The sequence below is a fragment of the Mycobacterium sp. E342 genome, assembly GCF_001667665.1.
Classification (GTDB): Bacteria; Actinomycetota; Actinomycetes; order Mycobacteriales; family Mycobacteriaceae; genus Mycobacterium.
Genome location: NZ_LZJM01000108.1, coordinates 1 through 12,690 on the forward strand (window position 1 = coordinate 1; position 12,690 = coordinate 12,690).

The following is a 12,690-nucleotide window of genomic DNA, read 5'->3' on the forward strand; positions in this document are numbered from 1 at the left end:
CTGGTTGGGCGCGGCGTCGCGACCACGCGGCTCGGTTTCCCGCTGCGGCGGCGCGGGGCGTCGGTCAGGTGCCAACGTCACCTCGCCTCCTCCAGCATCGCCACGGCCACCGACAGGCAGCGCTGCCTGATCTCCTCCCAGTCCGAGTGGGCGTCGGCGTCAGACCCCTGCTCGTCGTCGAAATCCCAGGGATCGGGATCAGCGAGTCGACGCACCAACTGGCTGGCGATCCATTGCCGCCTGGGCGACTGACAACAGTAGTACCTGTCCATACCGGACAGCACCACAGCGGCGGTCTCGGGCTCCAACGTTTCAACCATATCGGCAAAGTCGGCGTAATCGCGGCGGCTGTTACGGCACATGATGAGGTAGCCCTTGAGGCGCAGCGTCTCGGCGCCGGTAGGGACCAGCAACCGGTCGCCCGTGGGCAGCTGCACGTGGGTGGTCTCCACCGGGCACAGCCGCTCGTACGCCGGCCGGTCCGCGGCGTCGGTGTCGCTCTCCAGCGCGTCGATGGCAACCGAGAGCCGGCCCCGCCACAACGTGACCGGGTGGACGGGCCGGTCCGCCCCGACGATCGCCTTGGCGATGCCGTTGCGTGACGCCAGCCCGCCGACCCGCTTCTTGGCTCCCGGGGCGCCGTTGGTGTGGCCGTTGGTCTTCCGGTCGTCGACGCCCGCCTTCTCGTCCTCGATGTTGACCTGATGCGGAATCTGGCCGGGATCCCGGCCCCGGTCCTGGTCAGCCGACTGCAGCAGGGCGGCCTGCCGCTGGCTGCCGTTGCGGCCGCAGCCGGTGAAGGCCAGCGGATCGGTCACGCAGATGGCGTCGGGCGCCAGGTGTTTGAGCTTGGCCGCCGACTTGATCACCATCCGCAGGTCGGCGTTGGGCGCCGTGAGCGCCGATATGTCGTCCGGGATGACGATGACGTCGGCCAGGTCGACCGCGGGCAACGGCCGGTCGAAGTCGACCGACGGCAGGACCCGGGACAGCCACGGCGGCAGCCACCAGTTCCACTGCGCGAACATCGCCATCAGCGCCGGCACCAGCACCAGCCGCACCACGGTGGCGTCCACCGCGATCGCCACCGCGCACGCCACGCCGATCTCGGCGACCAGCGGCATGCCGGCGAACGCGAAGCCGACGAAGACGGCGATCATGATCAGGGCCGCGCTGGTGATGGTGCGGGCGCTGGTGCTCACGCCGTAGGCCACCGCGTCGCGGGTGTTGCCGGAGTGCAGGAAGCGTTCCCGGATGCGGGTCAGCAGGAAGATCTCGTAGTCCATCGACAACCCGAACGTCATCGCCAGCACCAGCGGCGGGACCGTGCTGTCGATCGAGCTGATCTGGGCGAACCCGAGATCCTTCAGCCAGCCCCACTGGAACACCATCACCAGGCTGCCGTAGGCGGCCGCGACCGACAGCAAGGTCATCAGGACGCCCTTCAGCGCCAGGAACACCGAGTGGACCGAGACCAGCAACATCACGAATGCGATGAGCGCGACGATCGCCAGCACCAGCGGCTCGGTCTTGGACACCTGATCGTCGAAGTCTTTGATCAGCGCGGTCGGGCCGCCGACGTCGACTCGCGCCGTCCCGCGGTCGGGCACCTTGGGCAGCTGCGCTCGCATCCAGCCGACGGTCTCGCGGGCGCGCATGTCCTCCGGGTCGACCGACAACACCGCGGCCAGCATGGCGCTGCCGTTGTCCTCGGCGAATTGCGGTGGCGCCACCGAGACGATGTTGGGCGCCTGCGTCATTCGCTGCCGGATCGCGCTGATGGTCTGGCCGTGTTCGGGGGAGGCGGCGCCGCCGTCCGGGAAGGTCACCAGCACCCGGATCGGGCCCAGCGCGCCGGGACCCAGGGCCTCGGCCGCGGCGCCCACGCCGGCACGGATTTCGTGCGCCGAGTCGAACTGGCGCAGCAGGCTGTTGCCCAGCACCATCGAGGACGCCGGCGCGGCCATGACGAGCAGGACCAGCGCTGCCGCCAGCGCCGATATCCAGGGCCGCCGCATCACCCAGCCGATCCAGCGGTTCCAGAACCGGGACTGGCCCCCCTCCGGCCCGCGCGACCAGTGCAGCAAGGCCGACCTCTTCGCGGCCGATCGGCCGAACGTCGCCAGCCCGGCCGGGGTCAACGTGGTCGACGTCAGCATCGCGACGGCGACGGCCAGGATCGCTCCGGTCGCCATCGATTTCAGCGCCGGGGTATTGATCACGTAGATCCCGGTAAGGGAGGCGACGACGGTCATCCCGGACAGCACCACCGCCAGCCCCGACGTGGCCATGGCGGCGTCGACGGCCTCCCGCGGCTCGCGGCCGGAGCGCAGCTCCTCACGGAAGCGCATCAGGATGAACAGCGAATAGTCGACGGCGAGCGCGATCCCGAACATGGACACCGTCGACGTCACGAACACCGACATGGTCGTGTAGGCCGACAGCAGATAGACCAGGCCCATGGTGACCACAACCGTGCAGACACCGAGGGCAAGCGGGATCGCGGCGGCGGCCAGCGAGCCGAACACGGCGAGCAGGACGATCAGGATCACCGGCAGGTTCCACCGCTCGGCCGCGGCGATGTCGTGCTTGGTGTTCTGCGCCGCGGCCGCGGACAGGGCGCCCTGCCCGATCACGTACAGCCGCACCCGGCCATCCGCGGTCTGGCCGGCCTGATCGCCGTTGACGCCGACCTTCTTACGCAGCTGCTTGGCCACGTCGCTGGTGTTCCGCGAATCCAGCCGCAGGGACAGCACGTACGGCCGGTCCGGCTGCGGCGGCCGCTGGGCGGGGTTGGGCACCTCCGAGACGCCGGGGACCTCGGCGGCGGTCCGCCGCAGCAGCGCGACAGCGTCGTTGATGTCGGAGTAGCTGGCGTCCGGGCGGGGGGCCGCCACCAGGGCCAGCGAGGACGACCCCTGGTCGTGGTAGAGCTCCTCGAGCTGGTCGTGCACGAGCAGCGACTGAGAACCGGCCACTTCGAAACCGCCGCCGGTGAGGTTCCCCGACTGCGTCAGGGCGAGGTAGACCGCCGGAACCAAAGCCAGCAACCAGCCGGTGAAGACCAACCAGCGGTACTTACGCAGGCTGCGGCTGAGGCGCATCATTAACTGCTGGATTTCTTCCACTCCCCGTGAGTCGCTTACGCGTGCTGGCGAGGATACCGCAGTGGCCTGTGGATCATGTGTGCTTTCTGGCAGCTGAGCTGCAACGACGGGCTTGTTGCCAAGACGCTGCCAAGTCGTTGTGAACCGGTTACCGGGCGGGATTTTCCTCACACGTGCTCACGCGGGCTGGCAGGGGTGCCGGCGGCGATGGCAGGATGTCGGATGGCCCGCGGGACCCTGGGGAACTCCGCGATCGTTAAGGCCGTCTATTTGCGAGGCGCCCGTGCTGCGCGCGAAGTCGCAAACCGTGAAGGAGTTTCCATGACGAGAGGCACCGCGACCGGGCGCCGCAGAATCTTCGCCGGGCTCATCGCCGCCACCCTGCCGGGCGCCGCGCTGGCGGTCCTGGCGGGCCCACCGGCGACCGGCGCCAACGACCCGTGCGCGGCCAGCGAAGTCGCCCGGACGATCGGTTCGGTGTCCAAGTCGATGGGCGACTACCTGGACTCCCACCCGGAGACCAACCAGACGATGACCTCGATGCTGCAGCAGCAGGCGGGACCGCAGTCGATGACCGGCCTGAAGTCCTACTTCGAGGCCAACCCCAAGGTCGCCGGCGACATGACGTCGATCGCCCAGCCGCTGACCAACCTGTCGCTGCAGTGCAAGCTGCCGATCTCGCCGTCCCAGGCGATGGGCATGATGCAGCAGGCGCAGGGCGCGGCCGGTGGTCTGCCCGCCCTGCCGGGCAACGCGGCGGGAGCGCTGCCGCCAGCCGCCACGGGTCCCGCCGCACCGGCCAGCCCGCTGTCGGGCCCGCCGCGCGGCAACACCGCCGGCTAGCTTTCGGTTTCCGCGCTCCGGTCGGGCGGCAACGGGCCCTGCAGGGCGGTCTCGGTCGGATCGCCGGCGGGCCGGCCCTGAGGCGCCGTCGGTTCGGCCGCCGGCGCGGTCTCCTCGTCATCCGGGACGGTGACGTTCTCCGTGCGGAACACGAAGAAGAACACCACCCAGCCGATGGCGGACATGAGCAACCAGCTGATCAGCCGGTAGATCAGCATGGCCGAGATGGCGTTGGGCAACGACATGCCGCTGGACACCAGCCCGGGCACCAGCACCGCCTCCACCACCAACAGCCCGCCCGGCATCAGCGGTATCGTGCCGACGGCGCGGGCGGCCGCGTAGGCCACCGTGAGCCCGGCGACCGACGCGTGGTCCCCGGCGGCGTACGCCGCGAAGCCGAGGCAGGCCACGTCGGCGATCCAGTTGAACATCGACCAGCCGAACGCCACGCCCAGGTCGCGCCGGCCCAGGCTCACCGATTCGAGCTGCATCAGCGTCTGGCGCCACCTGTCCAGGCCGGTGTCGGCGGGCCGGCCCCGGACGGAGTTGACCCAGGACAACACCCGGCAGCCGATGCCGTCGATCAGCTCGGGCCGCGATGCGACCGCCTGGGCGAGGATCAGCAACGCGACGAAGCCGCCCAGGGTGAACAGCAACGAGAACGGGTTGTTCTTCGCGCCGAGGAAGAACGCCCCGCCCAGCCCCAGCAGCGCCAACCCGACGGCCTGCAGGACGCCCCCCATCACCAGCTGCCACGACGCCACCACCGTCGAAGCGCCCCAAAGCCGTTGCTGCCGAAGCAAAAACGTGGCCGACAGCACCGGCCCGCCGGGCAGCGTGGTGCTCAGCGAATTGGCGGCGTAGATGGCGGCCTCGGATCGCAGTTGCTTGACGTGCACGCCGGCCGATCGCAGCAACGTGCGCTGGATTTGCGCGAAGCTGTGCATCGACGCGGCCGACGCCACCACCGACGCCAGCAGCCACCACCAGTTCGCCTCGTACAGGCTCGTCCAGGCCTTGGCCAGCTGATGCCAGCCCAGCGCGACCTCAACGGCAAGCACGATCGCGACGATGCCGAGGATCACCCAGCGGACCCACCAGTACTTCCCGCGCTGGGCCTCTTCGCGCGGGAAGTCGAGATTGCGGGCAGGTGCGTCATGCGACACGTGTTTTAGGGTAACGGTGCAGGTGGCGCGGGCATCGCCGCGCAGCTCCGACCGTGTCGCCGTCGTAACCGGATCGTGCCGACGCGGACCCGCCCGCCCGGTGTCCGGGCGGGTCTTCGCAGGTTTGGCGGTGCCCCGCGCCGGATAGGCTCACCCAATGCCGGCAAACACCGACGACGCTTCGGTCGAACCCCTTGTCCGTAAGACCGCAGCCTGGGCCTGGCGTTTGCTGGTCATCCTCGCCGCGCTGATCGCGCTGCTGTGGGTGGTGAAGCGGCTCGAGGTCATCGTCGTCCCGGTGCTGGTGGCGCTGCTGCTCAGCGCGCTGCTGCTGCCGGTGGTGGACTGGCTCGACCGGCGCGGCCTGCCCCGCGGCGGGGCGGTGACGTTGGTGCTGCTGGGCGGGTTCGCGATCCTGGGCGGCATCCTGGCGTTCGTCGTCATCCAGTTCATCGACGGCGTGCCGGGCCTGACCGAACAGGTGACCCGCAGCATCGAGTCCACCCGGCGCTGGCTCATCCACGGGCCCGCCCACCTGCGCAGCGAACAGATCGACAACGCCGGCAATGCCGCCATCGAGGCGCTGCGCAACAACCAGGCGAAGCTGGAAAGCGGCGCCCTGTCCACCGCGGCCACCATCACCGAGCTGGTCACCGCGGCGGTGCTGGTGCTGTTCACGCTCATCTTCTTCCTCTACGGCGGGCGCAACATCTGGGCCTACGTGTCCAAGATCTTCCCGGCCGACGTCCGCGACCGGGTGAGCGAGGCGGGCCGCGCCGGCTACGGATCGCTGACCGGATACGTGCGGGCGACGTTCCTGGTGGCCCTGACCGACGCGGCCGGCGTCGGCACCGGCCTGGCGATCATGGGCATCCCGCTGGCGCTGCCGCTGGCCTCGCTGGTGTTCCTGGGCGCGTTCATCCCGCTCGTCGGTGCCCTGATCTCGGGCCTGGTGGCGGTGGTGGTCGCCCTGCTGGCCAAGGGCATCGTGTACGCGCTGATCACGCTCGGTCTGCTGATCGCGGTGAACCAACTCGAGGCCCACGTGCTGCAGCCGCTGGTGATGGGCCGCGCGGTGTCGATCCACCCCCTCGGGGTGGTGCTGGCGATCTCCACGGGCGGCGTGCTCGGCGGAATAGTCGGCGCGCTGCTGGCCGTGCCGACGGTCGCCTTCCTCAACAACGCCATGCAGGTGCTGCTCGCCCCGGATCCGGCCGCCGAGGCCGAGAAGCAGACCGAGGAGGCCGGATCCGGCGGCGCGATCCTGCAGGCGGAACCCGACGAGCCCGAGGCCAAGTCGGGCTCGGGCCGCTAACCGGTCTTAGAGCCGTCCCTCGCGGCGCAGCAGGTCCTGGGCGGACAGGCCGCCGCCGGAGCGACGGCGCTGGCGCGCGTCACCGTTCTCGCCCTGGCCGGGGGAGTTCAACTTCTCGGTGGCCGCGTCGGAGTCGGCGCCCTCCGACCGCATCGACGGGAACGCGGTGGTGGGTTCGGCCGCATCGGCCTGGTCGTCGGTGCGGTTGGTGGGCACCGGAATCGCCCGGGTTTGGCCACTCGACGGTGGTGGCGGCGGCGCGGCCGGGCCCGGCGCGGGCGGACGGGCCGGCGCCGGGGTGGCCGGCCGTTCGTGGCCTCCTGATGCGGGGGTGGCCGGGGCGGCGGTGGGCACGGACAGGCGAGTCGTCTTGGCCTCCGTCGGCTGACCGGGTCTGGTTTGCAGGCGGGTGGTGCCGGCGGTGTCGGCCGGTGCGGGCTTGGACTCGGCCGGCCCCGGACGCGTCGCGCGCGACGGTTCGAGTGCGGCGGGGTGGGTGGGGTCGTGTGGCGGGCGCGGCGCAGCGGCGACCAGGCTGGCCCCGACCGGCGGCCGCGCGGGCCGCCCGTTGAGGGTGGGCCGCTTGCGCTCGTCGGGCAGGTCAATCTCGCCCAGCCCGATCTTGTTCTGCAGCCGCCGGGCCCAGCGCGGGGCCCACCAGCAGTCGTCGCCGAGCAGCTTCATCACCGACGGCACCAGGAACATGCGGACCACGGTCGCGTCCAACAGCAGCGCCGCCATCAGGCCGAACGCCAGGTATTTCATCAGAACCAGGTCGGAGAACACGAACGAGCTCGCCACCACGGCCAGCACCAGGGCGGCGGCCGTGATCAGGCGCCCGGTCGTCGCGGTGCCGATCCGGATGGCCTCGGCGGTCGACATGCCGCGTTCGCGCGCCTCGACCATCCGCGACACCAGGAACACCTCGTAGTCGGTGGCCAGGCCGAAGCCCACCGCGACCACCAGCGCGATCACCACCACCATCAGGGGGGTCGGGGTGAAGTTGAGCACGCCCGACAGGTGGCCGTCGACGAAGATCCACGTCAGGATGCCCATCGTCGACCCGAGTGTCAGCGCGCTCATCAGCACCGCCTTGACCGGCAACACCACCGATCCGAACGCCAGGAACATCAACAGCAGCGTGGCGCCGAGCAGGAACACCAGCATCAGCGGAGCCTTGTCGAACAGGCTGTGGATGCTGTCCTGCTCCAGGGCGGGGGTGCCGCCGACATAGAGGTTGAGGCCCTTCGGCGGATTTATCGCCCGGAGCTCGCTGATCTTCTTGGCGGCGTCGTTCTTATTGACCAGGCCGTTCTGAATAACGCGCACCGAGCCGTCCTTGGGCACCGTGGTCCCGTTCGGTCCGGCGACACAGGGGTTGCCCGCGATGGTCGGGCACGGCCGCTCCTCCCAGGTCTTGTCGGTGAACCCGCCGATCGAGGAGATCCGGTTCCGGATGTCGGCGACCTGCTGGTCGGTGACCTTGCTGCCGTTGGTGCTCTGGATCACCATTGTCAGCTGCTCGGTGCGGTAGCCGGGGAAGAGCTTGTCGAAGTGTTCCTGCGCCTGGCGCACGGAATTGGTTGGCGGCAGATACTTCTCGCTCATGCCGCCGAACGACAGGTTGCTCAGCGGGATGACGAGCAGGATCATGCCGACGGCGATCGGGATGGCGAAGGCCAGCGGCCGCTTCATCACCCAGTTGACCAGCTTGCCCCAGAAGCCGGCCTCCACCTCTTCGCGGGTCTTGGTCTTCTGCAGCCGGTCGGCCAGCCAGTTCAGGTAGGCCCGCGACCATTTCCAGTTCCGCAGGAACGGCACCCGGAACGCGGTCCGCACGCCCAGCGCGTCGACGTGGCGCCCGAGGATGCCCAGGCAGGCCGGCAGGAACGTGATCGACAGCAACGCGGCGAGCCCCACCGCGGCGAAGATCGCGTAGGTCAGCGAGTGCACGAAGCCCTGCGGCAGCACCAGCAGGCTGGCGCTGGACGCGATGATCAGGACCGCAGAGAACGTCACGGTGCGCCCGGCCGTCATCACGGTGCGCCGCACGGCGGTCTCGGTGTCGTAGCCCTCGGCGATCTCCTCCCGGAACCTGCTCACCACGAAAAGCCCGTAGTCGATCGCGATACCCAGGCCGATCAGCGACACCACCGGCTGGGCGAAATAGTGCACAGGCCCGAACACGGCGACGAGCCGCAGGATGCCCAGCGAGCCCGCGATGCTGAGCCCACCCACGATCGCGGGCAGGCCCGCCGCGACCGCGCCGCCGAACACCAGGAACAGGACCACCGCCACCATCGGGACCGCAAGGACCTCCATACGGCGCTGGTCGGTGGCGATGGTGCCGGTCAGGGCGTTGGCGATGGGCTCGAGTCCGGCCAGCTGCACGGTGCCGCCGTCGAGCTTCTGCAGGTCGGGCGCGATGGCCTTGTAATTGTTGAGGATGCTGTCGTCGTCGTCGCCCTTGAGCGGGATGGACACGAAGGTGTGCTTCTTGTCCTCGCTGACCATGCCCTTGATCAGGGGGTTGGTGCTCTCGGGGGCCGCCAGCCAGCCGGCCCACCCGACGACCTGGTCGGGGTGGTCGGCCTTGAACTTGTTGAGCTCGGCGACGATCTTGTCGCGCCACGACGCGTCGTCGACCGTTTTGCCCTGCGGGGCGGTGAAGGTGGCGACGATGTGGCTGGTGCGGTCGCGGCCGTAGGTCTGGTCACCCAGCACCGAGGCCTTCACGGATTGGCTGCCCTCGTCGTAGAAGCCGCTCTGTGTGACATGCTTGCCGAGGCTCATCCCGAACACGCCACCCAGCAGGCACAGAGCTACCGTGACCCCGATCACGATGTACCGGTACCGGTACACAGTTCGACCCCACCAGGCGAACACGCAAGCTCCTTACTGGATCGTTAACGACCCGCGTGGTGTCTTTCGGTTTCCAAGCCAGTGTCACACACGCGCGGTCAACAGAGCGGACAGCGGCCGGAACGGCTGCAGCCATGCTCCCTGGTCAGGCAGCGAATCCAGCCCGATTCGCGGCAACGGCTCCCGGAACACACCGCTGATGTCTTCCAGGTCAACGAAGTCCAAGGTATCCGACGCTAGCGCCCAACTCGCATGTTCGCGAAATCCGATGACCTGGACGGCGACCCCGCTGCGCGCTATCTCCTCCAGCGGTTGCCGAAACGCCTGCCCGTCGGCCGAGGCCACCACCAGCGCCGCCAGCCCTTCGCTGCGCCGCAGTTCGATGTGGGCGAGCATGTCGCGGTCGACGTCGCTGTCCTCGTCGATCTTCGGCTTGGCGAACACCGCGAACCCCACGTTGCGCAGGGCGTCGACCCAGGGCCGCACGACTTCGGCGCTGCCCGGTGCGATGTTGGTGAAGACGGTGGCCTCGGGCTCGACCACCACACCCGGCCGGGCGGCGCTGACCTCGGCCGTGCGCCCCAGCAGCCAGCGCCCCAGGGCGTCGAACCGCGGCCGCTCCAGGGCGGTGGGCCGCCGGCCCAGGATCGAGCCGAGCCCCATGTCGAGGTTGGGTGCGTCCCACACCAGCAGGACGCGCCCGCCCGGCGGCGAGAAGCTGCCCAGCGAGTCGTCGGGCAACGCCGCCAGGGGATCTGCCGCGGTCTTTTCTTCCGCCAGGCTCATGGTCATCGCCTACTCATGTCGTAGCCAGATGAATTCGGTCACGGCGCTGCCCGCTTCGTGGGCCTTCGACTCGTATTTGGTGGTCGGCCGCACCACCGAGATCGGCAGCCCGGCGCCGGGACCGGCGCGACGCAGCCGCGGCTCGGCATCGCCGCAGGCGCCGATGTGTTCGGCGTAGCCGGGGTGGTCCGTCGCGACGTGGAGGACACCACCAGGGAGTAACCGGTCGGCGATCAGGCCAATCGTGCCCGGCTGCAGAAACCGGCGCTTGTGGTGCCGGGCCTTCGGCCAGGGGTCGGGGAAGAAGACGCGGACCCCGGTCAGCGAACCGGGGGCGATCAGCCGCTGCAGCACATCGAGCGCGTTGCCGCGGATCAACCGGATGTTGCCCACGTGCTCACGGTCGATCGCGCACAGCAGCTGCGCCAGGCCCCGCTTGTAGATCTCCACCGCGAGCACGTCGACCCCGGGCTCTTCCTTCGCCATCACCAAGGTGGATGTGCCGCTGCCGCAACCGATCTCGAGCACCAGCGGTGCGCGGCGACCGAACCACGCCCGAGTGTCCAGCGGCGGCTCGGCCCCTTCGGGTGCCGGGGCGCCCAGGGACAGGCCCAGCTCCGGCCACAGCCGCTCCCAGGTCCGCCGCTGGGCGTCGGAAAGGGCGGAACGTCGGGAGCGGAAGGTCGATGCAGGAAGATGGCGCTGGTTGCGCGTCCCGTCCGACTGCTCCGGCGCGTCGGGACACACTTCCACCCCGGGTTGCGCATGCATTTGTCCATGGTGGCCCATAAACCGGTGATGTAGCCGCCCCTGGTCCAGATTGATACCCAACAGTTGCCTTCAGCTGGTAACAGTCAAACGGTGGCTCGCATCAAAGTGACGCAGGTGCCACCATTCGCTGGAACCCGATCGGCCCCCGGGTCGGGCCCGTCGAACCGCATGCAGGACATTTGAGGGGACATGAGGCGACAAGGACACCAAGATTTCGTCGACGAGCTGGCGCGCTTCGCCGCCGGCCACGCCGACCCGCGCGTGACGGCGATCGCCGAGCGAACGGCCGCCACGCTGCGCGTGCTCGTCCGGGGGCGGCCCGGCGTGGGCCGCGGCACGGTGGCCCGCGCGCTGGGCGGCGCCGCTGTGGGCGTCTCGGTGACAAGCGCCGACGACCGCGACGTCGACCTCCTCGTGTACGTGATCGCCGAGGTGGTCAAGCCGGAGGACGTGGACGCGATCGCCGGCGCTGAACGCCCGGTGGTGGCGGTGCTGAACAAGGCCGACCTGACCGGGTCCCTGTCCCGCGGCGACGGGCCGATCGCAGTAGCGCGAACCCGCTGCGCCGAACTGGGGGCCGTGCTGGGCGCGCCCATGGTCCCGATGACCGGCCTGCTCGCGGCCGCAGCGCTCGACGACCTCGACGCCGCGCTGTGGGCGGCGCTGCGGACGCTGGCTGCGCACCCAGGGGTGGCCACCGCGCTCGACGGTTCGTTCGCCAGGTTCCTGGCGGCCGACATTCCGATGGCGGCCGACGTGCGAGTTCGCCTGTTGGACACCCTGGACCTGTTCGGCATCGCGCTCGCCGTCGCCGCGATCCGGCAGGGCAGAACGGTCCGGCAGGTGCGGGCCCTGCTCCGCCGGACGAGCGGTGTCGACGCCGTCTTGTCCCACATCTCGATCGCCGGCGCCGAGGCGCGCTACCAGCGGGTGCTGGACGCCGTCGCGGAGCTGGAGGCGCTGGCCGTCGGCCCGGATGAATCCGCGGAGAAGATCGGTGCGTTCTTGTCCCACGACGACACCGTGGTCGCGCGGATGGCGGCCGCCGTCGACCTGGCCGAGGCGGCCGGGCTGGACCCGGACAACTCGGGACGCGCCGACTGGGACCGCGACCCGTCCACGCACCTGCCGCGCGCGGTGCGGTGGCAGCGCTACAGCCGCGCGTCGGTCAGCGACCTGCACCGCGCCTGCGGCGCCGACATCGCCCGGGGATCGATGCGGTTGTGGTCGCAGGCCTGCGGATCGCTGCCCACGCAGCCGCCGGGGGACTGGCGGTGAACGGCGAGCCGCACGACGATCCAGTGGCTGCGGTTGACGCGCTGGTGGCGGGCATCGGACCGGAGCTGGACGCCCCCGCGGTCCACCGCCGGGACGTGGTGCTGGTGACCGGACCGTGGATGTCCGGGGTCAGCGCGGTGGCGGCGGTGCTGACCGAACGGCTACCGGACCAGAAATTTGTCGAGTCGGCGGAGCTGGGTCCCGGCGAGGTGGCGACGGCGGTGGTGTTCGTCGTCTCGGCGGCAGCCCAGCTCACGCCCTCCGACTGCGCGTTGCTGGACGCCGCCGCCGCACACACCGACGTGGTCGTCGCGGTGGTGTCCAAGATCGACGTGCACCGCGCGTGGCACGACGTGCTGGCCGCCAACCGCGAGACGCTGACCGCGCACGCGCCGCGGTACGGCGGCGTGCCCTGGGTGGGCGCGGCGGCCTTGCCCGACGTCGGCGAGCCGGACGTCGACGAGCTGGTGGAAACCCTCTCGGCGCAACTGGCCGACCCGGCGCTGGCGCGCCGAAACAGGTTGCGGGCCTGGGAATTCCGGCTGAAGACCGTCGCGCAGCG

The 12,690-nt window shown here is 70.1% G+C and carries 8 protein-coding genes and 1 pseudogene; 4 read left to right on the top strand and 5 right to left on the bottom strand.

From position 1 onward, the window contains the following. Positions 1-77: 77 nt before the first annotated feature. Positions 78-3,107: an MMPL family transporter gene (locus tag A5692_RS07235; RefSeq protein ID WP_068053995.1), complete on the bottom strand. Its 3,030-nt coding sequence runs from the start codon at positions 3,105-3,107 to the stop codon at positions 78-80. A gap of 321 nt (positions 3,108-3,428) precedes the next feature. Between A5692_RS07235 and A5692_RS07240 the strand changes: the two genes are divergently transcribed. Continuing rightward, positions 3,429-3,950, top strand: a complete 522-nt coding sequence (locus A5692_RS07240) for a hemophore (RefSeq protein WP_068054001.1) — start codon at positions 3,429-3,431, stop codon at positions 3,948-3,950. Here the strand turns inward: A5692_RS07240 and A5692_RS07245 are convergent. Beyond that, positions 3,947-5,116 carry a TIGR00374 family protein gene (locus A5692_RS07245; protein ID WP_068054004.1) on the bottom strand — a complete coding sequence of 390 codons (1,170 nt, stop codon included), beginning with the start codon at positions 5,114-5,116 and terminating at the stop codon, positions 3,947-3,949. The genes A5692_RS07240 and A5692_RS07245 overlap by 4 nt on opposite strands. 157 nt (positions 5,117-5,273) lie before the next feature. On the opposite strand from A5692_RS07245, the gene A5692_RS07250 reads away from it, so the two are divergent. After that, positions 5,274-6,431, top strand: a complete 1,158-nt coding sequence (locus A5692_RS07250; RefSeq protein WP_068054009.1) for an AI-2E family transporter — start codon at positions 5,274-5,276, stop codon at positions 6,429-6,431. A gap of 6 nt (positions 6,432-6,437) precedes the next feature. Here A5692_RS07250 and A5692_RS07255 read toward each other — a convergent pair whose 3' ends face one another. From A5692_RS07255 to trmB, 3 genes are read right to left on the bottom strand one after another with little or no spacing between them, the layout of a single operon-like run. Next, positions 6,438-9,317: an MMPL family transporter gene (locus A5692_RS07255; protein WP_068054014.1), complete on the bottom strand. Its 2,880-nt coding sequence runs from the start codon at positions 9,315-9,317 to the stop codon at positions 6,438-6,440. A 60-nt stretch (positions 9,318-9,377) separates the two neighbouring features. Then, positions 9,378-10,085, bottom strand: a complete 708-nt coding sequence (locus tag A5692_RS07260) for an NYN domain-containing protein (protein ID WP_369830274.1) — start codon at positions 10,083-10,085, stop codon at positions 9,378-9,380. Positions 10,086-10,088: 3 nt separating this feature from the next. Further along, complete coding sequence (gene trmB / locus A5692_RS07265) at positions 10,089-10,868, bottom strand: tRNA (guanosine(46)-N7)-methyltransferase TrmB (protein ID WP_197514384.1); 780 nt, start codon at positions 10,866-10,868, stop codon at positions 10,089-10,091. A 171-nt stretch (positions 10,869-11,039) separates the two neighbouring features. On the opposite strand from trmB, the gene A5692_RS07270 reads away from it, so the two are divergent. Together A5692_RS07270 and A5692_RS07275 are read left to right on the top strand one after the other, a co-directional pair. Further along, positions 11,040-12,128, top strand: coding sequence for a hypothetical protein (locus A5692_RS07270; protein ID WP_068054020.1), 1,089 nt, complete (start codon positions 11,040-11,042; stop codon positions 12,126-12,128). Further along, a pseudogene (locus tag A5692_RS07275) lies at positions 12,125-12,690 on the top strand (hypothetical protein); the annotation flags it as partial. The gene A5692_RS07270 and the pseudogene A5692_RS07275, both read left to right, overlap by 4 nt.